The organism is Halocynthiibacter styelae, from assembly GCF_016123485.1.
In the GTDB taxonomy this organism is placed as follows: Bacteria; Pseudomonadota; Alphaproteobacteria; order Rhodobacterales; family Rhodobacteraceae; genus Halocynthiibacter; species Halocynthiibacter styelae.
This window is the reverse complement of record NZ_JADCKQ010000004.1, coordinates 130924-152386: the sequence shown is the minus strand read 5'-3', so window position 1 is coordinate 152386 and position 21463 is coordinate 130924. Positions and strand designations below refer to the sequence as shown.

General features: G+C 56.1%; 20 protein-coding genes. 8 read left to right on the top strand and 12 right to left on the bottom strand.

Annotated elements, in window-relative coordinates; genetic code table 11:
- Nucleotides 1–6: 6 nt before the first annotated feature.
- Nucleotides 7–168, top strand: a complete 162-nt coding sequence (locus tag H1D41_RS06930) for a twin-arginine translocation signal domain-containing protein (RefSeq protein ID WP_228848208.1) — start codon at nt 7–9, stop codon at nt 166–168.
- Between the two features lie 48 nt (nt 169–216).
- Here the strand turns inward: H1D41_RS06930 and H1D41_RS06925 are convergent, their stop codons facing one another.
- Nucleotides 217–3315, bottom strand: a complete 3099-nt coding sequence (locus H1D41_RS06925; RefSeq protein WP_228848207.1) for a valine--tRNA ligase — start codon at nt 3313–3315, stop codon at nt 217–219.
- A 242-nt stretch (nt 3316–3557) separates the two neighbouring features.
- Here H1D41_RS06925 and H1D41_RS06920 point away from each other — a divergent pair, with 242 nt between their 5' ends.
- The gene (locus tag H1D41_RS06920; protein WP_394355394.1) at nt 3558–4745 is read left to right on the top strand and encodes a DUF2235 domain-containing protein; all 1188 of its coding nucleotides are present in this window, start codon (nt 3558–3560) and stop codon (nt 4743–4745) included.
- Between the two features lie 2 nt (nt 4746–4747).
- Here the strand turns inward: H1D41_RS06920 and H1D41_RS06915 are convergent, their stop codons facing one another.
- Nucleotides 4748–5230 (bottom strand): PaaI family thioesterase, encoded by a 483-nt coding sequence (locus H1D41_RS06915; protein WP_228848206.1) that lies wholly within the window; start codon nt 5228–5230, stop codon nt 4748–4750.
- A 181-nt stretch (nt 5231–5411) separates the two neighbouring features.
- Between H1D41_RS06915 and H1D41_RS06910 the strand changes: the two genes are divergently transcribed.
- The gene (locus H1D41_RS06910) at nt 5412–6074 is read left to right on the top strand and encodes a phytanoyl-CoA dioxygenase family protein (RefSeq protein ID WP_228848205.1); all 663 of its coding nucleotides are present in this window, start codon (nt 5412–5414) and stop codon (nt 6072–6074) included.
- 37 nt (nt 6075–6111) lie between these two features.
- On the opposite strand, the gene H1D41_RS06905 is transcribed toward H1D41_RS06910, so the two are convergent.
- Nucleotides 6112–6978 carry a methylenetetrahydrofolate reductase gene (locus H1D41_RS06905; protein WP_228848204.1) on the bottom strand — a complete coding sequence of 289 codons (867 nt, stop codon included), beginning with the start codon at nt 6976–6978 and terminating at the stop codon, nt 6112–6114.
- Between the two features lie 96 nt (nt 6979–7074).
- Between H1D41_RS06905 and H1D41_RS06900 the strand changes: the two genes are divergently transcribed.
- The 3 genes from H1D41_RS06900 to H1D41_RS06890 all read left to right on the top strand — a co-directional run bounded on the left by H1D41_RS06900 (nt 7075) and on the right by H1D41_RS06890 (nt 11757).
- Nucleotides 7075–7989, top strand: a complete 915-nt coding sequence (locus H1D41_RS06900) for a LysR family transcriptional regulator (RefSeq protein WP_228848203.1) — start codon at nt 7075–7077, stop codon at nt 7987–7989.
- Between the two features lie 872 nt (nt 7990–8861).
- Nucleotides 8862–11369, top strand: a complete 2508-nt coding sequence (locus H1D41_RS06895; RefSeq protein WP_228848202.1) for a GcvT family protein — start codon at nt 8862–8864, stop codon at nt 11367–11369.
- Between the two features lie 172 nt (nt 11370–11541).
- On the top strand, nt 11542–11757 hold the full coding sequence (locus H1D41_RS06890) for a hypothetical protein (protein WP_228848201.1): 216 nt from the start codon (nt 11542–11544) through the stop codon (nt 11755–11757).
- A gap of 62 nt (nt 11758–11819) precedes the next feature.
- Here the strand turns inward: H1D41_RS06890 and H1D41_RS06885 are convergent, their stop codons facing one another.
- Nucleotides 11820–12293 carry a hypothetical protein gene (locus H1D41_RS06885; RefSeq protein WP_228848200.1) on the bottom strand — a complete coding sequence of 158 codons (474 nt, stop codon included), beginning with the start codon at nt 12291–12293 and terminating at the stop codon, nt 11820–11822.
- A 129-nt stretch (nt 12294–12422) separates the two neighbouring features.
- Here H1D41_RS06885 and H1D41_RS06880 point away from each other — a divergent pair, with 129 nt between their 5' ends.
- Complete coding sequence (locus tag H1D41_RS06880) at nt 12423–12887, top strand: NUDIX hydrolase (RefSeq protein ID WP_228848199.1); 465 nt, start codon at nt 12423–12425, stop codon at nt 12885–12887.
- Here the strand turns inward: H1D41_RS06880 and H1D41_RS06875 are convergent.
- The 5 genes from H1D41_RS06875 to H1D41_RS06855 form a co-directional block, all read right to left on the bottom strand.
- On the bottom strand, nt 12859–13935 hold the full coding sequence (locus tag H1D41_RS06875; protein ID WP_228848198.1) for an NAD(P)/FAD-dependent oxidoreductase: 1077 nt from the start codon (nt 13933–13935) through the stop codon (nt 12859–12861). The genes H1D41_RS06880 and H1D41_RS06875 overlap by 29 nt on opposite strands.
- Nucleotides 13936–14111: 176 nt before the next feature.
- A complete protein-coding gene (locus tag H1D41_RS06870) occupies nt 14112–14456 on the bottom strand; it encodes a DUF427 domain-containing protein (protein ID WP_228848197.1) in 345 nt (114 codons plus the stop codon).
- A gap of 72 nt (nt 14457–14528) precedes the next feature.
- Entirely contained in the window at nt 14529–16331 is a 1803-nt protein-coding gene (locus H1D41_RS06865) for an aminopeptidase P family protein (RefSeq protein WP_228848196.1), read from the bottom strand.
- A gap of 167 nt (nt 16332–16498) precedes the next feature.
- Entirely contained in the window at nt 16499–17197 is a 699-nt protein-coding gene (locus tag H1D41_RS06860) for an ABC transporter ATP-binding protein (RefSeq protein WP_228848195.1), read from the bottom strand.
- Nucleotides 17190–18479, bottom strand: a complete 1290-nt coding sequence (locus H1D41_RS06855) for a lipoprotein-releasing ABC transporter permease subunit (protein WP_228848194.1) — start codon at nt 18477–18479, stop codon at nt 17190–17192. Before H1D41_RS06855 ends, H1D41_RS06860 begins: the two co-directional genes overlap by 8 nt.
- A gap of 173 nt (nt 18480–18652) precedes the next feature.
- On the opposite strand from H1D41_RS06855, the gene H1D41_RS06850 reads away from it, so the two are divergent.
- A complete protein-coding gene (locus H1D41_RS06850; RefSeq protein WP_228848193.1) occupies nt 18653–19075 on the top strand; it encodes a hypothetical protein in 423 nt (140 codons plus the stop codon).
- An 18-nt stretch (nt 19076–19093) separates the two neighbouring features.
- On the opposite strand, the gene H1D41_RS06845 is transcribed toward H1D41_RS06850, so the two are convergent.
- From H1D41_RS06845 to H1D41_RS06835, 3 genes are all read right to left on the bottom strand, one after another.
- A complete protein-coding gene (locus H1D41_RS06845; protein ID WP_228848192.1) occupies nt 19094–19579 on the bottom strand; it encodes a DUF2937 family protein in 486 nt (161 codons plus the stop codon).
- 48 nt (nt 19580–19627) lie between these two features.
- Nucleotides 19628–20965: a proline--tRNA ligase gene (gene proS / locus H1D41_RS06840; RefSeq protein ID WP_107497561.1), complete on the bottom strand. Its 1338-nt coding sequence runs from the start codon at nt 20963–20965 to the stop codon at nt 19628–19630.
- A 101-nt stretch (nt 20966–21066) separates the two neighbouring features.
- A complete protein-coding gene (locus H1D41_RS06835; RefSeq protein WP_228848191.1) occupies nt 21067–21363 on the bottom strand; it encodes a hypothetical protein in 297 nt (98 codons plus the stop codon).
- Nucleotides 21364–21463: the final 100 nt, after the last annotated feature.

Here is a 21463-nt window from a genome sequence, read left to right as displayed (position 1 = left end):
TGAGGCATGAAATTAACGAGACGTGGATTTTTGGTGACCGCAGCGGCGGCAGGTACCGCGCGAGTCGTGCCTCAGATCGCCGCGCGCACAGGTGGTAAACGCATTCTGACGCTGGTCTATGACAAAGCCATGGGATCTATGCGCGCGGTTGAACGTCTTGTGTATTGATGCAGAAATGAAAACGCCCGGCGGTGAGGTCGGGCGTTTTTAAGGGTGTTAACCGATTTCTCTGAGGCGGGTGAGGGCGGCGTTGATGGTCGCTTCTTCTTCTTCCCGCAGGGCCAGGTTTTCGCGGGTTTCGGCCACAACTTCGGCAGGGGCGCTGTCCGCGAATTTCGGGTTCTTCAGGCGGCCACGCAGACCGCCCAGTTCCTTCGCAAGTTTCTGCATACCTTTTTCAAGGCGCGCAATTTCTGCGTCCACATCAATGACATCCGCCAGCGGCAGGGCAAATGTGCCGCCTTCTACAGGCACAGGGCTTGCGCCTTTCGGCAGATCAGCCATTTCAGTGATGCTGTCGATGCGCGCGAGCTTTTTGATCATCACCTCATTGTTCGCCAGCGCCGTGCGGCCTTTATCGTCAAGGCTTTGCAGGATCACAGGGATCTTCAGGCCCGCCGGCACACGCATCTGCGCACGGGCAGAACGGATACCGTCGATCAGGGCAATCACCCAGTTCATTTCGCGGTCAGCGTCCGCATCCACGAGGTCTGCGGAAAGTTCCGGCCAGTCGGCGTGGATCACGGGTTTCGCGCGTTCCGCAGTCAGCCCCCACAGCTCTTCCGTGATGAACGGCATGATCGGGTGCAGCATGATCAGCGCCTGATCAATGGTCCAGGCCAGTGTTGCTTTGGTTTCCGCGATCAGGGCTGCGTCATCGCCGCCAAGCAGGGGCTTTGAGAATTCGATATACCAGTCGCACAGTTTCCCGCGTGTGAAAGCATACAGCGCCTGGGCGGCGTCGTTGAAGCGGAAGCTGTCAAAGGCTTCATTCACCTCGGCCTGGACTTTCGCGACTTCACCGATGATCCATTTGTTCAGGGCAGCGGTGGCTTTGGGCGGGGTCGCAGATGGGGTGTAATCGGCGTAGGCTTCCACGTGGGTCAGCGCGAATGAGACCGAGTTCCACAGTTTCGTGCCGAAGTTGCGATAGCCCTGGATGCGGGCGGTATCCAGCTTCAACGTGCCGCCAAGGGAGGCCATCGCAGCGGAGGCAAAGCGCAAGGCATCCGCGCCGTATTCATCGATCAGTTCCAGCGGATCAATGACATTGCCGACAGATTTCGACATCTTCTTGCCTTTGGAATCGCGGACAAGCCCGTGCAGATAGACCGTATCAAACGGGTTCTGGCCGACAACAGCCTGCTGCATCATCATCATGCGCGCCACCCAAAAGAACAGGATATCCTGCCCGGTGATCAGCGTGGAGGTCGGGAAATATGTGTTATATTCCGGGGTGTCTTCGGGCCAGCCAAGGGTGCCAATGGGCCAGAGGCCAGAGGAGAACCAGGTGTCGAGCACGTCGGGGTCGCGTACGATATCGACGTCGAGTATGGTTCCGTCATCTCCAAAGCCCCATGAAGAGCCTGAAGCCGCTGGGTTCCGGCCTGCTTTTGCCTGCAGGCGCGAAATCGCGTCATCGGGATCTGCAGCTGCAAAAATCTTTACCTGCTCTCCAAAGTGACCGCGATAGTATTCTTGGGCAAGAGCAATTGCTTCATTTTCGTTAGAAGCACAGAATTCTTTGCGATCTTGTGGCGAAAGTTTGCCATGATCATCCACTTTGGGGCCGAACCAAACCGGGATTTGGTGGCCCCACCAGAGTTGGCGGGAGATGCACCATGGCTCGATATTGTCCAGCCAGTGGTAGAAGACTTTTTCACCGCTTTCGGGGATGATCTTCACGTCACCATTGCGCACGGAATCCAGCGCCGGGCCAACGATTTCTTTTGCGTCCACAAACCACTGATCGGTGAACATCGGTTCAATCACCACTTTCGAACGATCGCCAAAGGGTTGCATGATGGGTTTGTTTTCGACATAGGCGACGGTTTCAGTGATCTGAACCTTTTCACCGTCTTCATTCTTTTCTTCACGGGTGACCTCATGCATCACGGCAAGGCCCTCAGACGTGATCTGATCAACCACAGCCTTACGCGCGTCAAAACGATCCATGCCGCGCAGCTCTTCCGGCACAAGGTTGATGGCGTCCACGGAATTTTCGGTGAATTCGGCACCCTTTGCGAAAGCCTGGGCCTTTGCGCTTTCTTCTCCGTAAGGGGCACCATCCGCGCGCATCGCACCTTTGGTGTCCATCAGGCGATACATCGGAATACCGCCGCGTTTGGCAACCTGAAAATCGTTAAAGTCATGCGCGCCGGTGATTTTCACCGCACCTGATCCAAAATCCTTATCCGGGTATTCATCGGTGATGATCGGGATCAGGCGGCGGTGTTCTTTCGGGCCAACTGGAATTTCGCAAAGTTTGCCGATCAGCGGCGCGTAACGTTCATCGCTTGGATGCACCGCAACCGCGCCGTCACCCAGCATGGTTTCCGGGCGGGTGGTGGCGATGGAGATGTAATCGCGCTCTTCTTGCAGCGTGATATTCCCGTCTTCGTCTTTCTCGATGTAGGTATAAGTGACACCGTCAGCCAGCGGGTACTTAAAGTGCCACATGTGACCGGGGGTCTCGATGTTCTCGACCTCAAGGTCAGAAATCGCGGTCTCAAAGTGCGGGTCCCAGTTGACCAGACGTTTGCCACGATAGATCAGACCCTTGTTATACATCTCAACAAAGACTTTGATCACGGCGTCATGGAAATTCGGCGCGCCCTTGCCAAGGTCGGGATCGCCTTTAGCGCCGCCCATGGTGAAGGCTTCGCGGGACCAGTCGGCGGATGCACCAAGGCGTTTCAGCTGACCAATGATATTTCCGCGGGATTTGACTTTCTGCTGCCAGACGCGATCAAGGAACTTCTCGCGGCCCATTTCGCGGCGGGAAGGTTCGCCGTTCTCGGCCATTTCACGTTCTGTCACCATCTGGGTTGCGATACCCGCGTGGTCGGTGCCGGGTTGCCAGAGAACATCAAAGCCCTGCATACGTTTCCAGCGGATCAGGATATCCTGCAAGGTGTTGTTGAAAGCGTGACCCATGTGCAGCGCACCGGTCACATTGGGTGGCGGGATCATGATGGTGTAAGGATCGGCACCGTCGCGTTTGTTTGCGCCCGCTTTGAAAGCGCCGTCCGCTTCCCATTTCGCGTAGATTTCTGCTTCGCGTTTGCCCGCGTCAAAGTTCTTTTCCATCGCCATATCAGGCCATCCCGCTGTCACTGAATTCCGTTTTGCCCGGTCTAAAGCAGGGGCGCGCAAAGGGCAATGGGGTGCGGTGGCCTTGCCGGGCCTGTAGCGCGCCTGTCGGCGCGTCAGACGAGAGTGGCTTTTGTTAACTCTGTTGTGGCAGGCTGCCAGAGATCGGGGCAGGCGTGATCACGGGATCGTTTATGGATTATGACCTGTGCAATACTGATATAATAAAGGTATGCTGGCCTGAGATGAAAAGGATGATTGGATCGCAGATGCGCCTGTTGCGCCACATATCAGATTGGTTCCGCCCTTCCGCCTGGCGCAGTGAAGCGCCTGCGGTTGCAAGGCGGGGCGCGGTCAATCACGTGGTGATCCTTGATGGCACGATGTCATCGCTGCACCCTGAATGTCATACCAATGCTGCGATCACTTATAAACTGATGCAGGAACGGGCACCTGCCAGTGACATGACCCTGTTTTACGGCGCGGGTGTGCAGTGGAAATCCTGGCGTGATACGCCGGATGTGATCCGGGGCCGGGGGATTAACCGACAGATCCGGGCGGCTTACGGGCATCTTGCATCAAAATACCGGCCTGGCGACAAGATCTTTCTGTTTGGCTATTCGCGCGGGGCTTTTGCTGTGCGTTCGCTTGCGGGCGTGATTGACCGGATTGGTCTTTTGCGTGCGTCAGAAGCGACAGAGCGTAATATCCGCCAGGCCTATCGCCACTACGAATGTTCGCCCGGGTCTGAGATGGCAAAGACATTTGCCCGGCTGCATTGCCATGAGAAGCCCGCTGAAATTGAGATGATTGGTGTCTGGGATACAGTGAAAGCGCTGGGCTTTCGGGCGCCGCTGATCTGGCGTTTTGTGCCGGATGCTTATGAGTTCCACAACCACACGCTGGGGGCATCGGTGCGGCATGGCTATCAGGCGCTGGCGCTGGATGAAACGCGGCAGGCCTTTGCGCCGGTGCTTTGGGATACGCCGGGGGACTGGCAGGGCAATGTGGAACAGATGTGGTTTAAGGGCGCGCATGGCGATATTGGCGGGCAGCTTGGCGGGCGTGAAGACAGCCGGGGCTTGTCCAATATTCCGCTGATCTGGGTGCTGGACCGGGCAGAGGCGCTGGGCCTGCAGTTTCCTGAGGGCTGGCGTAGTCGATTTCCGCGTGACGCAGATGCGCCTGCGGTGGGGTCTTGCCGGGGCTGGGGGATGCTGTTTCTGAACCGTCGTCGCCGTCTGGTCGGGCGGGATGTGTCAGAGGTTCTGCATGACACAGTTGTAGGCCATAAGCCTGCCGCACGCATTCTGAGGGCGGATCTGGCGGAGCAGATTCTGGGGGAAACATCAGAGGTGCGCACCTCTGACGGGCCACGCATCCGGGATGTCTTGCCGCCGGAGCATGGCAAGACCCTGACCCCGGGCGAATAAATTCAGGCTTTCATGATGATGCAGGTGGTGGAGCCCGTGGCATAGAGTTTGCCGTCTTTAACACCGCGCAATTCTCCACGTGAAATTCCGGTGGAACGGCCGGCGTGCTGGACTTCGCCAATGGCTTCGACTTCGGTGCCCGGCGGGATGCCCCGGTTGATATTTATCTTATATTCCAGGGTGGTGTAGATGGACCCTTTCGGAACCTTCGTCATCACCGCACAAGCCATGCAGCTGTCAAGGATCGTCCCATACCAGCCGCCATGCACTGTGGACATCGGATTGGTGACGTTGAATTCCGGAGTGCCACGGAAGACCACTCGCCCGTTTTCCACCGCATGCAGATGAAACCCCATGGTCTGCCCGATGGGTGGGCCAGAGAGTTTCCCTGCGAGAATATCCTGCATGAACGCCAGCCCGGATCGCGTCATCAGATCGTCAGGTGTTGGCATTTCAGCGGGGGATGGGGCGATGAATGGGGGCATGGTCTGTCCTGTCTGTTTGTCTGGAAGAGGCCATGCGCGAACATAGCAAGCAAGTGTGACGCTGCGGCGCAAGGGGTGGTTCCCAACGCTTTGACAACAGCAAAGCTGTCATAAAAGCGTTGGGGGTGGCGCGCTGCGCGCGCGGCTGGCATGGTGTGGCCGAGGTCACAGGAAAGTTGAGATGACAGATCAGGGCAGGGCAGAGTTTGATCGCAGGGGCTGGCTTATGCTGCGTGGCATGGTTGCGCCAGATGATGTGGCGCGGCTGTGCAAAGCTGCGAAGCTTGCGGGGAAGCCCGGTGCGCGTGAGGTGCTGGATGGCGATCTGGCACGGGCTGTGCAGGCCTGCGGGGTCATGGAAAACCTGCAGCAGATCTGGCCCGGGATGCAACTGGTGCGGCTTGTGTCTTTTGACAAATCACCCGCCGCCAACTGGGGTGTGCCCTGGCATCAGGACCGGGTGATTTCTGTTGCGGGGCGCGCGGATATGGCGGGATATACGAACTGGTCGCGCAAGGGCGGCACCTGGCATGTGGAGCCGCCGGAGGATCTTTTGCAGCAGATGTTATTCGTGCGTCTGCATCTGGATGACAATCTGGCGGAAAATGGTGCGATGCAGATTGCACCGGGCACACATCACCTTGGGAAAATTCCGGCGGGGGAGGCAGAGGCTGTTGCACCGCAACATAAACCGCAGGTGATGGAGGCGCGGGCCGGGGATGTGTTGGTTCTGAAGATGTTGACCCTGCATGGATCATCCCCCGCAGAGATTCCGGCGCGGCGCCGGGTGTTGCGCCTGGATTTCGCACCTTTTGATCTGCCGGAACCGCTTGCCTGGGCGTGAATTGAAACGTCGCAGAATTTTTGCGCGCGCGGTCAGGTCAGGCGACTTTTTCCAGCTTCAGTTCCGGTTCAATCCCCAGGGCGCGGCAGCAATCGCGGGTCAGATCCGGGGTGTTGAGCGTGTAGAAATGCAGATCATTCACGCCACCATCCAGCAGGTCGGAACACAGTTCGCTACACTGTGCGAGCGCCAGAAGATCGTGGCAATCGTCGCGTGCGGCATTGTCATAAGCCTGGGCTATATCCGCGGGGATTGAGGTGCCGCACCGCTCTGCAAATTTCCGTGTGCCTTTCCAGTTTTCAATCGGCAGAACGCCGGGGATGATACGATCTCCGTCGATCCCTGCGGCCTGACAGGCATCGCGGAAGCGGAAGAATGTTTCAGGCTCAAAGAAAAACTGTGTGATCGCGCTTGTCGCACCAGCTTCAAATTTGCGTTTCAGCCAGGCGATGTTCTGCGCCATGTCTGTGCTTTCCGGGTGGGCTTCGGGATAGGCCCCGACGCGGATGTTGAAATCACCGGCCTGTGTCAGGCCTTCAATCAGCTCAACGGAACTGCCAAACCCGTCCGGGCGCGCTTCAAAGACACCAGCACCGGGCGTATCCCCGCGCAGTGCGACGATTTCTTTCACTCCGGCTGCAGCATAGGTCTGCGCAATCTCCAGGGTCTCGTCCCGGCTGGCATCAACGCAGGTCAGATGTGCCGCCACATTCAACCCTGTTGATTTGCCGATGGTTGTCACCGCTTCATGGGTCAGCTGGCGTGTGGTGCCGCCGGCGCCGTAAGTGACAGACACAAAACCCGGGGCGAGGGGGGCCAGTGCCTGCACCGTGTCCCAGAGCCGGAAAGAGGCTGCGAGGGATTTGGGTGGAAAGAATTCAAAAGAAATATTCGGGCGTGTCATCACATCTGTCCTTGTTGCGGCTTGTTCCCTGCATCGCAGCCGGGTTACGGTGAATCAATTTCATAATTCTAAAGATCAATATGAGGATCACTTGAATTGCATATCGAGCTTCGCCATCTGCGCACGATCAAAGCCATCCATGAGGCCGGGGGCCTAGCCCGTGCGGCTGGCGTGATGAACATCACCCAAAGCGCGCTGTCGCATCAGATCAAAGGGCTTGAAGATCAGGTCGGGGTGGAGCTTTTCGTTCGCCGCACGAAACCGTTACGCCTGTCTTCTGCCGGGTTCCGGCTGTTGCGTCTGGCGGAAAAGATCCTGCCCGAAATTGCCGCAACGGAAGAGGAATTCATGGGGCTGCACGCGGGGCGTCACGGGCGGCTGCATATCGCGATTGAATGCCACGCCTGTTTTGAATGGCTGCTGCCGGTGCTGGAAGAATTCCGCAAAGCCTGGCCTGATGTGGATGTGGATATCCGCCCAGGGTTGGCTTTTGACGCGCTGCCCGCGCTGGGCCGCGAGGATGTGGATCTGGTGATTTCATCTGATCCAGAGAACCTGCCCGGTGTCGAATTCAAACCGCTTTTTGATTATGAACCTCTGATGGTGGCCTCGGCCACACACACGCTGGCTGCAAAGGAATTTGTCGAGGCTGAGGATTTCCGTTCTGAAACACTGCTGACCTATCCGGTTGATCGCACGCGGCTGGACGTCTTCACCGGGCTTTTGACGCCCGCGAAGGTCGAACCTCGAAGTGTGCGTCAGGTGGAACTGACTGCGATGATGCTTCTGCTGGTGGCGTCTGGGCGCGGTGTTGCGGTGCTGCCTGACTGGGTCCTGCGTGAAGTGCGCTATAATCCTGATTACATCACCCGTTCCCTGACGCAGGACGGCGTGACAAAGCGACTGTATGCGGCTGTGAGATCCGAGGACGCCAGCCAGCCCTTCATGGCCCACCTCATCCGCCTTGCCCGTCAGGAACCGGTGAAACTGCAACGAGGAATGGAGGGGTGAGATAGTTTCAATCTATTTGAACTGGCACACCGATCCGGTTGGAAATACCGACAATGCAGGATTTTTGGCCTGGCGCTCGGACAAGATCGGTCATTGACACATCAAGATCGGAAGGCGTTTGATTTGCCGTGCATTCATTGATCAATGCAAATCTATATCCTTTTTGTATCATGCATTGCTGATAGTATTCGTGTCGAAGGCCTGCATTCGCGTCGTAACTGTAGACTTGTCCCCCGTAGATCTGACCTCCCGTAGTTTGTCCTCCGGTCGATGTGCATGTATAGCCGGAGCAGGTAGTAGTGACCGGAGAAGTGTAGACTGGTGCACGATACACAGGTGTGGTTCCGATTTGTTGATTGCTGGGAACTGCGCGTGTCGCCTCTGTTTCACACATAAGACTGTCTCGCGACTTTTGAGTATTTGTTGTTTCTGGGCGGTAGGCATAGTGAATAGGCTCAGAAATAATACATGCGGATGTTGTGAAGAGCAAAATGATGGATAATAGCTTTTGTTTCATTGGTGACTCAATAGTTGGAATACATAGTGGTTTATAAACTCTCTTAGCTGGGATACTCAACTCTTGAGTGTGTTTGCGAATTTGCGGAGGTTTGCAAAACCTCCAAGCGCCGACCGCCCCGTTTTGCCGGAGGCAAACCTGCGGTTTGACGTGCGGCGCGTTCCGCACCACCCGCGGTCGTCACGTCTGCCGATGTTGTGAAAAATGACGGAGGGATTGGCTCGTCTTCCCCCGAACCCATCATATCCGACACCACAGCGTCGCATTTGCGCGATATCGGGTCGCGCGGCTCTTTCCCTGATCTTTCGTTTCGGGGCAGATTAAGCCTAACATTCTGACAGAGAGAGTCGTACCCATGAAAACACAGGTCAAAGCCCTTGTTGTCGGTGGCGGTGCCATCGGGACTTCCATTGCCTATCACCTTGCCAAAGCGGGCTGGGATGATGTGATGCTGATTGAACGCGATGAGCTGACTTCCGGCTCGACCTGGCACGCCGCTGGCCTGCTGCCGCTGTTCAACATGTCCTATGCGACAACACACATCCACAAATATTCCGTGGATTTCTACAAGCAGCTGGAAGAAGAAACCGGCCTGAATGCGGGTTTTGCTGTGGTAGGCAACCTGCGTATGGCGCAGACCCAGGAGCGTATGGATGAATATATGCTCTATGCCTCCACCGCGGAAACCTGCGATGTGGATTATGAATGGCTGACACCTGATCAGATCAAAGAACGCTGGCCGCTGATCGAAACCGAAGACCTGAAAGGTGCGATTTATCACACCGAGGATGGTTACATTAACCCGGCTGACGTGACCCAGGCGATGGCCAAAGGTGCCCGTCAGCGCGGTGTTGATATCGTGCGTAAGATGCAGGCGGATGAGTTCCACTGGAACGGCACCCACTGGGAAGTGACCTGCACCAAGATGGTGGAACAGGGCGGTAACCTTGTGCCAAGCGACGAGAAGGTCGTGATCACTGCAGAACATGTTGTGACGGCGTCCGGAAACCATGCACAGCGCACCGCGAAACAGTTGGGCATCAAAATGCCGGCGATCCCTGTGGAACACACATTCATCGTGATGGACAAAGATCCAGAGCTGGTGAAATGGCGTGAGGCCGGCAACCCTGAACACCCTGTTGTGCGTGACGCGGATAAAGAATCCTATGCCCGTGAAGAACGCGGCGGCTGGATCCTGGGGATTTACGAGCACGGCGCACCGGCGCGTTTTGAATATGGCGTGCCTGACAGCTTCCGCGCGGATCTGTTCCCGCTGGATCTGGACCGTATCGCAGAACAATATATGGCGATGACGGAACGCGTGCCATCCTGTGCGGAAAGCGGCCTGAAAGACGATTTCAACGGCCCAATCTGCTACACCCCTGATGGCAACCCGCTGGTGGGTCCGGCGCCTGGTCTGCGCAACATGTGGCTGGCGGAAGGTTTCTCCTTCGGTATTACCGCTGCTGGCGGCACGGGTTATTACCTGGCCCAGATGATGGTCGATGGCGAAGCTGAAATCGACATGGCAAGCCTTGATCCGAAGCGGTATTCCTCCAACTGGATGACCACCGAATTTGCGGCGCGTAAGAACGAAGAATGCTACGAGCATGTTTACATTCTGCACCACCCCGATGAAGAACGCCCGGCCTGTCGCCCGCTGCGGACCTCCCCTGCGTTTGATCGCCAGGCGGCAAAAGGTGCGCAATTTGGTTGGGTCAACGGCTGGGAACGTCCGAACTATTACGGCCCACTTGATGCACCTTCCAACTTTGATGAAGAAGCACGTTCTTTCCGCCGTGGCGGCTGGTGGCAGCATGCTGTAGATGAAGCCAAAGCGATCCGTGAAGGCGTTGGCCTGATCGACGCAACGGCCTTCACCAAGCATGTTGTAAAGGGCCCGGGTGCGACCCAATTCCTTGACTGGTTCACCTGTAACAAACTGCCAAAAATCGGCCGCATCAACCTGACGTATGCGCTGACATCCGCAGGCACCACACGCACCGAATACACCATCGTGCGCAATGGCGAGGATAACTATTACCTCGTATCTGCCGGTGCCTGGACGGAATATGACGCCGACTTCCTGCGCAAAGCTGCGGAAGATAAGATGGAAGAATTCGGATACATCGAAATTCAGGACGTCACCACACAATGGGGTGTTCTGGCGATTGCCGGGCCAAAATCCCGCGATGTGCTGAAGGAAGTCATCAAAGATGCCGATCCGGAAACTGCACTGTCCAACAAGCGTTTCCCATGGCTGTCTGCCCGTCAGATCGAACTGGGCATGTGTCCGGTGAATGCGATCCGTGTGGCATATACCGGTGAACTTGGCTGGGAACTGCACCACCCGATCGAGATGCAGAACTATCTCTGGGATCTGCTGGTGGAAGCGGGTGAGAAACACGGCATGAAACTGGTTGGTTCCCGCGCCCAGAACTGGCTGCGTCAGGAGAAATCTTACCGCGCGTTCGGGACCGAACTTGGCCGGGATGCAACCCCTGCAGAAGCAGATCTGCCGCGCTTTATTGATCTGGAAAAAGACTTCCACGGGAAAGATAAGATGGTGGAAACCGGTGTGCGTTTCAAATGCTGCACCCTGCTGATTGATGGCCCGTCTGATGCGGATCCATGGGGCCGTGAGGTTCTGTATACACCTGATGGCGAACGTGTGGGTCGCCTGACATCCGGCGGGTATTCCGTGGCCTTTGAAAAGAGCATCGGCATGGGCTACGTGAAACCGGAACAGGCCGTGCCTGGTACAAAGCTGAAGGTGAAAATGTTCGATCAGCTCTGGGATGCAGAGGTGACTGTGGACAGCCCATATGATCCGAAGAATGAAACCATCCGTGTGACCGGCTAAGCTGGCGTGGGGGGCAGCCCCCACACCACCGGGATATTTCGGAAGACAAAATAACAAAGCCCCTGCAGAAATGCGGGGGCTTTATTTGTGTCACAGCATGAGAGATTGCATCGGTTATTCAGGCTGCTTCGTTACAGTATTCTGTGCAGAACAGGCTTTTCTGAGATTTCTTATGACAGAATATTTTTCAAACCTTTCCCGCAACTGCATTGTTGCTATTTGTTTTTCAGTGGTGGTTCTGCCCACAGCGGTGCATGCGCAGCAGTCTCTTTATCATCAGCCTGGCTTTACCTCTCTCAGTGGCAATATTCTGTGTTACCCGCAAAGCTGGCACCAGGACGACGAGACGGATGGCGTGACCTGCCTGATTTTTGAAGCAAAATGGTAGGCCCCGGAAGCTCTGCCTGATTGCGGGGGGGATGAAACCGGCAAGTGACGCGCGGGCAGTGGTCAGATATCCTGCGCCCGGGCGGCGGCGGTGATGGCGTCCTGGAAACCACTTTCACGCACACGTTGTTCCGTCAGGGCATTCATGCCGCAATCTTCCGAAATCTGATATTGCATCTTCGCAGGCAGGGTCAGTTCTGCGATGCGGCGTTGGGCATGCATCAGATCAGTACGGCTGGTGAACCCGGCCTTTGCGACTGCTGCGGTTTCCAGCAACATCACATCCACAAGTTCCGGCCCGCCAATGTTTTGCCATTGATCCAGAATACAGGCACCTGCCAGGCGAAAATCGTCATCCCAGGACAGATCGGGCAGGGGCAGGTCAGCGCGCATCTGATCGGAAATGGATTGAAGGATCATTGTGCCTAAAGCTTCGGAAATGGCTTCGAACTGCTCAAGCCGCGTATCGGCCTGCGCGGAAACCGGTGACATTATCATCGCGATGATGACGCCAGCTGTAGGGATACTAAATTTCATAACGGTCACCTTTTTACACCACTCAAAACAACCTTAGGTAGTGTTGAGTGGTTTGGCAAATGGAGAATTGTAAGGAATGAATGACATCGGTTAAACGTCGGTTCGGAAAGCAAAAAACGGAGACCCACCATGGCCATCTGGCGACCACATCAGAACATCAGGGTGAAGGCGCTTGGGCTGCATTGGCGCGCAGGCGGGCTTTTGGCAGCAGAAGTGCATGATGATTCAGGTGCTTTGAAAGGCGTGCGGCCCCTGGGTGGCACAGTTGAATTCGGCGAAACCTGGCAAGAGACATTGCACCGCGAGTTCCGCGAAGAGCTTGACGTGGATGTTGTGATCCAAAGCGGGCCTTTGGTTCTGGAAAACATCTATGAACACGAAGGGCAAACCGGGCATGAAATCCTTTTCATTTCAGATGTAAAGTTCCCCTCTGGCGCTTTTGTGGATCAGGACGTGATCGAATTTTCCGAAGATAATGGTCAGATCTGCACCGCGCGCTGGTTTGCGCCGGAAGATCTGAAAAGCCGGGGAATTGCGTTATTCCCTGACGGGCTGTCTGGCTATCTCAGAAGCGGGTGGGGGCAATCCGGGTGATGACGGTGTTGTCGATTTCAGGTGCCCGTCCGGTGATCAGATCGGCCACCAGCTGCCCTGTCGCGGGTGAGCTTTGCATGCCATAGCCGCCCTGGCCAGCGCACCAGAAGAAACCGGGCGCCTGCCGGTCAAACCCAAGAACCAGATTGCGATCCGGGGCAAAGCTGCGCAGGCCTGCCCAGTTTGAAATCACACGGGTGACGTCTTCGGTGACGACTTCCTGATAGCTGGCGATGCCTTCCGCAAGTGTCATGTCATCGGCCCAGGCGTCATGGGGATCAACCGGGTCTTCATCCGCGGGCGAGATAATCAGCGCGCCTGCATCGGGTTTCGCATACCAGGTTTCACCAGGACCAAAGAGCATGGGCCAGGATGACACATCCAGGCCACCCGGCGCGGGAATGCGGGCGACAGAGCGGCGGTAGGGCTGTATCAGAATATCCTGCGCCCCGGCCATTTGCGCGATCTGGCTGGCCCAGGCCCCGGCGGCATTCACCACCACATCGGCAGCGTAACTTTTGCCACCGGCAATCACCTGCCAGCGGCCATCCACGTGCGACATGCTTTCCACCCGCGCATTGGTGACGATCTGCCCGCCATGATCGCGCATCAACCTTGTGTAACTCTGCATCAGCAGATCGGTGTCGATATCTTGTGCGTCATCCGCATGGGCGAAGCGTGTCAGGTGATCTGTGTTCAGGATGGGAACACGGGCGAGGGCGTCTTCAGCGCTGATTTCAGACAACTGCATGGTCTTAAGGTCGTTTTCAAAAGCCACATTATCATCGCGTGACCCAAGCAACATAAACCCGCGCGGCGACAGAAAGCCGCCGTCGTGATTTTCCAGGAACGCCTTGCTGGCCTTGTTCAGGGCGATGGTGGTTTCCTGCCCGTATTTCTCTTCAAACAGTGCCGCAGACCGGCCAGAGGTGTGATAGCCTGTGGCGCTTTCGGCCTCGAGTACAGTGACTGAAGCATAGGGCGCGAGGTGGGCCGCGGCAGACAGTCCGGCGACCCCGCCACCAACGATGAGAATATCCTGTTTCATGAGTGTCAGAGTGACATGCAAGGATAAGATTTCAAGTGGAATTCCTGACTGTGGCTATCTTCCGTACGGGCAGAGAATTGCAAATTCAGGTGCCGTGGTTTTCTCCGGCGCAAAATACACAAAAAACGCACCCGGTATGTTCCGGATGCGGTGTGATCTGCTGTCTTCTGACAGGTTTACAGTTTCTCTACGGTTACTTTTTCGCTGCTGAAAAAGGCGATATGTCCTGCAATCTCCGCCACATTTTCATGCGGGGTTTCATAGCTCCAGGCTGCATCTTCAATCACAGTGCTTTTGGTCTGGATTGAATAGTAACGCGCATCGCCCTTATGTGGGCAGTGGCTGGTGGTGTCACTGTCATCAAGGAATGCTGTGGCGATGTCGGCGGCCGGGAAATAGATCACCGGGTCCATATTACCTTCCTGCAGGATCAGAGCCGCGCGGCTTTCCCCGAGAATTGCCCCGCCAGCCCGCACAGTGCAGAGGCTGCCTGCGGGAGAGATCGTAATTTCTGTGGTCATAAGTGTCTCCATCCTGCGGCGTATATAGGTGGCGCTTGTAACAGAAATGTTTCTGCTCACGCCAGTGTGACGTTACAGCGGCGCGCAAGCCTGACGTAGCCAGTTTTGCGTCGCTTCAGAGACTGCATCCGCCAGAAGTTCGAATGTTTTCGCATGGTAGGCGTCCAGCCATGCCTTTTCCTCCCCTGACAGCATCTCTGTGACAATCAGATTGCGATCAATTGGTGTGTAAGCCAGAGTTTCGAAATCGAGCATATCACGCGCGTCTGCACCAGGCAGATCACCTGCGGTCTGAACCGCGACGAGGTTTTCAATGCGAATGCCAAACGCACCTTCGCGGTAATAGCCCGGTTCATTTGACAGGATCATACCGGGTTCAAGCGGGATGTCGGAAACCTTTGAGATCCGTGCAGGCCCTTCATGGACCGACAGAAACGCGCCAACACCATGCCCGGTGCCATGATCAAAATCATGCCCGGCCAGCCAGATCGGATAACGCGCAATCGGGTCAAGGTCGCGGCCAGACAGACCACGCGGCCAGCGGGCACGCGACAGGGCAATCATCCCCTGAAGGACACGGGTGAAACATTGTTTTTCATCCATGCCAACTTCACCCACGGCAATTGTACGGGTGATGTCGGTGGTGCCATCTTTATATTGCCCGCCACTGTCGATCAGGAAAAGCTGGCCCTGCTCAATCGGCAGGTTCGTATCCTCGGTCACCCGGTAATGACAAATCGGCGCATGGGGGCCGGTTGCGGAAATCGTTTCAAAGCTGATGTCAAACAGCGCATTGGTCGCCCGGCGGAAACCTTCAAGTTTCTGGGCGGCGGCAACTTCGCTCAACCCACCCTTCGGGGCCGCTTCGTGCAGCCAACACAGGAACTCTGCCATGGCAGCGCCATCCCGCAGATGGGCGGCGCGCATGCCTGCAAGTTCCGTGTCATTCTTGATAGCTTTGGGCAGGATGCAGGGATCTGGATTGCGGGAGATCTCACAGCCTGCGGCCTGAAGGATGGAGGCCACTGCAAAAGGTGCCGTCACAGGATCTACGCGCACAGTGCCTGTAAGTTGTGTCAGGGCCCGGGCAAAGTCATCTTGCGGATGGCAGGTGATGTCTGCACCCAGATGGTCAGAAATGTCTGCGGTTTTTGCCGGGTCAATGAACAGATCAACACGCCCATCCGCATGCAGGATCAACAGGCTTTGGACCACAGGGTTATGGGCGACATCATGCCCCCGGATGTTCAGCAGCCAGCAGATTGAATCCGGCAGAGTAATCACAGCATGATCTTCACCCGCATCCCGCAGGACCTGTGCCATGCGCGCGCGTTTCTCGGCATGGCTTTCACCTGCAAATTCAACTGGATGGACGAAGGCAGGCACGCGCGGCGCTTCTGGCTGATCCTCCCAGATCGCATCCACAAGGTTCTGACAGGGGCGCAGAGACCGCCCGGTTTTCGAAAGCAGGGCATCGGTTCTTTCAACATCCGCAACCGTGTGCAGCCAGGGATCAAATCCGATCACAGCGCCTGAGGGCGCATGTTCATTCAACCAGTCCCCGGCCTGGTTTTTCGGCCAGGCAACGGGGGTGAAATGCGCAAGATCAACCTGGCTTTTCACCTGAACTGTGTAGCGACCGTCAATAAAAACGCCTGCGCTGTTTTCCAAAGCCACACAGAACCCGGCAGAGCCCTGAAACCCGGTTAACCAGCCCAATCGCGCATCACGCTCTGCCACATACTCGCCCTGGTGGACGTCCGCCCGCGGCACCATGAACCCCTGCAAATCTTCCGCCACCATCTGCGCACGCAACGCCTTAAGACGGGCCGGGCCTTTTTGTGGTTCTGAACGGGTTTCGTAGCTCTGGAACATGCGCGCCTCATTTAGGTTAATCTGGTGCGGAGGTTCATATAGTTGAAGGGGTTTGTCTATGGGGAAATGTTGCGCCTGCGACTAAACAGAATGCCCAGATGTCTGTTTCCGGTTTTCTGATTTCTGGTGACACTTCCCCTAAGGCAGCACGCTGCAAGTCCAAAAACCTATACGGTTTGTTTTTCCAGCTCAATCAGCAGGCCATTCTCAAGCTTCACCACCCGATCCATTTTTGCTGCAAGCTCATGGTTGTGGGTCGCAATCAGCGCCGCCATACCGGTATCGCGTGTGATGCCCAGCAACGTGTCAAACATTTGATCCGCAGTCACAGGGTCCAGGCTGCCTGTCGGTTCATCTGCCAGCAGAAGCTGCGGTGCATTGGCCATGGCCCGGCAAAATGCCACGCGCTGTTGCTGACCGCCAGACAATTCCGCCGGGCGGTGGTGCATGCGTTCACCGATGCCAACCTGTGTCAGCAGATCCTCAGCACGTTGTTTTGCAGCTTTCTCAGAAGCGCCATTCGCCAGTTGTGGCAAAACCACATTTTCCAGCGCGGAAAATTCCGGCAGCAGATGGTGTGACTGATAGATAAACCCGATCTGGTTGCGACGTGCGCGGGTGCGTTTGTTGTCAGAAGCGGCAGAGAGGGACTGACCGTTCAGGCAGACTTCGCCCGTTGTGGCCTGATCCAACAGCCCCGCCACATGTAAAAGCGTCGATTTCCCCGCACCCGAAGGTGCAATCAGGGCAACAATTTCACCACGTTCAATCGTAAGATCCGCGCCTTTCAGCACAGAAACCTCAATCGCTTTGCCCGGGTTATAGGTTTTCTCAACCCCGCGCAGTTCCAGTACCGGATCAGTCATTGTTCAGAGCCTCCACCGGGTTCATACGCGCCGCACGGCGGGCCGGGAAAATAGTGATGCCAAAGGACAGGAACAGCGACAGACCAACCGCTTTCAGCACATCCTGCCATTCCAGTTCCGCAGGGAGGCGATAGATCCCACGCACAGATGCGTCCCAGGTCTGACCGCCGGATGCGCCGTTGATAAAGGCAAGGATACTGTCGAAATATGTCGCAAAGAGACAGCCCAGGATCACCCCAAACGCCGTGCCAATCACGCCAACCAGCGATCCGCAGATAAAGAACACCCGCATGACGGATCCTTCCGACAGGCCCATGGTGCGCAGAATACCAATGTCGCGGGTCTTGTTTTTCACCAGCATCACAAGACCTGAAATAATGTTGAGCGAGGCAATCAGAACAAGAACGCTCATCAGGACAAACATCACCGTGTCTTCAATCGCCAGCGCATTGAGGAAGCCGGAAGATGAATCCCGCCAGGTCCAGAGCAACGTACCCTCGCCACCCGCCGCCAGCAAAGGCAGGGTCAGCGCGTCAATGCCTTCGGGGTCTTCCACGAAAACCTCAATCTCATCGGCCACGCCTTCGCTGTTAAAGAAGCTCTGTGCTTCTGCGAAGGGCATATAAATTCGTGTTTTATCAATCAGATAGCGGCCTGACTGAAAGATATGCACGACCTCATAAGTGTTGATGCGCGGGCTTGTACCGCCAAAAGGGCTTTTAACGCCATTGGGGGAAATCAGCTTGATACGATCCCCCACCAGAAGCCCCAACTCGCGGGCTACCTGAATGCCAACCGACACACCTTCATCAAAACGTGCCAGATCCCCGCGCGAGGTTTCCGTATTCGCAATGCGTGGGATCGTCAGGATGTCTTCTGCACGGATGCCGTACACTTCAACACCTGCGTTATTGTCGCCGTTGTTCGCCATAACCTGATTGCGCACCAGAGGGGCTACGCGGGTGACGCCAGGCACCTGACGAATGTCTTCTGCGCGGGTCTCATAATCCGGCATAGCATTGGTCAGCAGTCCGTTTTCATTGACCTCGCTTTGTTTATACACGGTCACATGGGCATTTGCGCCAAGGATTGTATCGACAAATTCGTTGCGAAAACCCGTGCGTACAGCCAGCGTGATAATCAGCGCAGCCACCGCCAGCATAATGCCAATGAGGGAAATCCAGGTCATGGTGCTGACCCCGCCTTCCGCCTTGCGCGCCCGCAGGTAACGCCATGCGATCATCCATTCAAAACGTGAAAACGGGCGGGTTGATCCGGCCATGACTGCTCCTGTCTTTGTTGGGTGGAACATGGGCCGCAACCCCTGAAAGATCAAGCGCTATGTCCTCCCATGGCGGATAGGCGCGTACCGCTTGTATCAGCTTTCTCTGGACGCATGAGGCATGACGCTTTATTGATTTTTCCACCTCACAACCTTAAGGTGCAAAAAGCCAAATGAAACACCTTGTTATTATCTTACCCATTCTCCTTGCCGCCTGCACATCAACAAGCACAACACGCCTGAACCAGAACGAACTCCTAATCACAACAAGTGCTGATTCCGATTGCATGACAGCGGGCGCATTTGCAGTCGCTTCAAAAATGGCTGCCGTTGAAACAATCCGCCATGGTTTTGAAAGATATGAAATTCTGGGCAGTTCTCGGAACAGTGATCCCAACATGATTTATATTCCCAGTAACGATGATAGTATTTTCGCAGGAGATGTCCTGGATTTCGGCAGCTACGATGCGTCCTTGCGTGTCCGGATGTTTAATGCCGGAGATGCGGGATATCACCAGGCTCTGGATGCGCGGCAACAACTTGGCCCGGAATGGGAAAAGCTTGTAGAAAACGGGATCAACAGCTGCCTGAGCTGACGCAGAAGAGCAGACCGTTCAGCGGCGTCGGAACGGCCAGCGGATCAAAGCGAATAGTGAGAGCAGCAAAGCCCAGCCCGTAAGGAAGCCAGCCCCGGCAAATCCTGCCCCTTCCATGGTCAGGGGTAAACCCGGGCGAAAGGCCTTAGATGTGGCGGTGATCAGTTCCACATCGCCAAAACGCCAGCCGGCTGCGGCGCGGCCCCAGGAGGATTGTGTTTCCAGGGCTTCCAGGTCGCCACGCAGGCCGGTGAAGCGTGTGATGGTCGCCTGCATGTCTTCGCGGCGGCGTTCCAGAAACGCTGTACCTTGCATTTGATCCAGGGCTGCCTCACGGCTTAACCCTTCGGCCACGGCAGAGGCATCAAAATCCGCAACCACTTGTTCCAGTGCCTCAACAGCGCCCCCCAGGCGCTGCAGATATTGTTGGGAAAACTCGGGAAACTGCGAAAATCCCGCCGCGCCTGTCAGCCCACCTGCAAATGCAATGACACGTAAGAACATCTTAAACCCCAAAGAAAAATGCGGCGCCAAAGCACCGCATTTCAGAATTTACAGGTTGGCGTAGATCGCGATGATCTTGTTGATCGCGGCTTCCGGCGTCATTTCTTCGCTTTCGCCAGTTTTGCGGCTGGTTACTTCGACCACACCGTTTTTCAACCCGCGCGGGCCAACCGTGATGCGCCATGGCAGACCGATCAGATCCATGGTCGCGAATTTGCCACCGGCGCGTTCCTTGCGATCATCATAAAGCGGCTCAAGACCGGCTTTGGTCAATGCCGCATACAGATCTTCACAGGCCGCGTCTGCTTCGTCATCGCCTTGCTTCAGGTTGACGATGCCACAGTGGAATGGGGTCACACCTTCGGGCCAGATGATGCCTTTATCGTCATGGGACGCTTCGATGATCGCGCCCAGCAGGCGGGACACACCGATGCCGTGGGAACCCATATGCACAGGCACCTGGTTCTGGTTCTCGTCGACCACTTTCGCGCCCATGCTTTCAGAATATTTGGTGCCGAAATAGAAGATCTGGCCAACCTCGATACCACGCGCGGACCGACGACGTTCCTCAGGCACCTCGTTAAAGATCGCCTCATCATGGGTTTCGTCGGTGCGGGCATAACGGGTGGTGAATTCTTCCAAAATCGCCTGGCACTGCGCTTTGTCGTCAAAATCAACGTCGCGCTGACCCAGTTTGATGTCGGTCACTTCAGAATCGTAAAACACTTCGGATTCGCCGGTTTCGGCCAGCACCAGGAATTCATGGGTGTAATCGCCACCAATCGGGCCACCGTCCGCACGCATCGGGATCGCCTGGAGGCCCATACGTTCATAGGTGCGCAGATATGTCACCAGATGGCGGTTATAAGCGTGCAGCGCATCTTCTTTGGTCAGGTCGAAGTTATAGCCGTCCTTCATCAGGAATTCACGACCCCGCATCACACCAAAGCGCGGACGACGTTCATCGCGGAACTTCCATTGGATCTGATACATGGTCAGCGGCAGATCTTTATAGCTGTTCACATGGGACCGGAATGTATCTGTGATCTGCTCTTCATTGGTCGGGCCATACAGCATATCGCGGCCATGACGATCGGTCAGACGCAGCATTTCATCGCCGTAATCATCATAACGACCGGATTCACGCCAGAGGTCAGCGGACTGAACGGTTGGCATCAGCATCGGCATGTGACCTGCCTTCTGCTGTTCCTCATGCACAATGTTTTCAAGCTTGCGCAGAATCTTAAAGCCCAGCGGCAGCCAGGAATAGATTCCGGCGCTTGCCTGTTTGATCATGCCGGCACGCAGCATATAGCGGTGGCTGACAATCGCGGCTTCAGCCGGGTTTTCTTTGAGAACGGGCAGGAAATAACGGCTGAGGCGCATGGTCTCTCTCTGTCTTGTAAGGTTTCCCCTGCTTTATGGCATTGCGGTGATGCGGGCAAGAGAGAGGACTGACACGCGCAGGATTTCCTTCATCCGGCGTTTCACCGCCCTTCGGGATAATCCACCGCTGGTTTTGACGAAAAGATCACAACCCCCTGTAGGGATGGGCGGGGGGAAGCGCCTTTTTCTTCGGCAGCAAGCTGGTCAAAGATTTCCTGGGCGCGGGGGCTGTGGCCGGGAACATTGAGGGGGGCGGATGGCATGTCTTCATGCACATCAGTGCGAACAGGGGGGAATGCCCGCTGCCCGTCGACAGAAGGATCAGCCGACGCATTCGCCCCGGATACGCCCAGGGTCAGGACCGCCATCATCGCAACTTTTCGCATAACCATCTTCATCTGCACACCTCATTCACCTGAAGGGACAATTTACCCGATCCCTTTGAGTCGTCTCAATTCTGTTACATTCTATCTGGGCTTCATCATCACAGTTTCCACC

Coding starts and splice junctions, on each gene's coding strand:
- H1D41_RS06870 (WP_228848197.1), bottom strand. CDS start 14,456: ATGACCACAGAAATTACGATCTCTCCCGCAGGCAGCCTCTGCACTGTG.
- H1D41_RS06925 (WP_228848207.1), bottom strand. CDS start 3,315: ATGGCGATGGAAAAGAACTTTGACGCGGGCAAACGCGAAGCAGAAATC.
- H1D41_RS06895 (WP_228848202.1), top strand. CDS start 8,862: ATGAAAACACAGGTCAAAGCCCTTGTTGTCGGTGGCGGTGCCATCGGG.
- proS (WP_107497561.1), bottom strand. CDS start 20,965: ATGCGCCTCAGCCGTTATTTCCTGCCCGTTCTCAAAGAAAACCCGGCT.
- H1D41_RS06865 (WP_228848196.1), bottom strand. CDS start 16,331: ATGTTCCAGAGCTACGAAACCCGTTCAGAACCACAAAAAGGCCCGGCC.
- H1D41_RS06915 (WP_228848206.1), bottom strand. CDS start 5,230: ATGCCCCCATTCATCGCCCCATCCCCCGCTGAAATGCCAACACCTGAC.
- H1D41_RS06930 (WP_228848208.1), top strand. CDS start 7: ATGAAATTAACGAGACGTGGATTTTTGGTGACCGCAGCGGCGGCAGGT.
- H1D41_RS06880 (WP_228848199.1), top strand. CDS start 12,423: ATGGCCATCTGGCGACCACATCAGAACATCAGGGTGAAGGCGCTTGGG.
- H1D41_RS06845 (WP_228848192.1), bottom strand. CDS start 19,579: ATGTTCTTACGTGTCATTGCATTTGCAGGTGGGCTGACAGGCGCGGCG.
- H1D41_RS06910 (WP_228848205.1), top strand. CDS start 5,412: ATGACAGATCAGGGCAGGGCAGAGTTTGATCGCAGGGGCTGGCTTATG.
- H1D41_RS06850 (WP_228848193.1), top strand. CDS start 18,653: ATGAAACACCTTGTTATTATCTTACCCATTCTCCTTGCCGCCTGCACA.
- H1D41_RS06890 (WP_228848201.1), top strand. CDS start 11,542: ATGACAGAATATTTTTCAAACCTTTCCCGCAACTGCATTGTTGCTATT.
- H1D41_RS06920 (WP_394355394.1), top strand. CDS start 3,558: ATGAAAAGGATGATTGGATCGCAGATGCGCCTGTTGCGCCACATATCA.
- H1D41_RS06905 (WP_228848204.1), bottom strand. CDS start 6,978: ATGACACGCCCGAATATTTCTTTTGAATTCTTTCCACCCAAATCCCTC.
- H1D41_RS06835 (WP_228848191.1), bottom strand. CDS start 21,363: ATGAAGATGGTTATGCGAAAAGTTGCGATGATGGCGGTCCTGACCCTG.
- H1D41_RS06855 (WP_228848194.1), bottom strand. CDS start 18,479: ATGGCCGGATCAACCCGCCCGTTTTCACGTTTTGAATGGATGATCGCA.
- H1D41_RS06885 (WP_228848200.1), bottom strand. CDS start 12,293: ATGAAATTTAGTATCCCTACAGCTGGCGTCATCATCGCGATGATAATG.
- H1D41_RS06860 (WP_228848195.1), bottom strand. CDS start 17,197: ATGACTGATCCGGTACTGGAACTGCGCGGGGTTGAGAAAACCTATAAC.
- H1D41_RS06875 (WP_228848198.1), bottom strand. CDS start 13,935: ATGAAACAGGATATTCTCATCGTTGGTGGCGGGGTCGCCGGACTGTCT.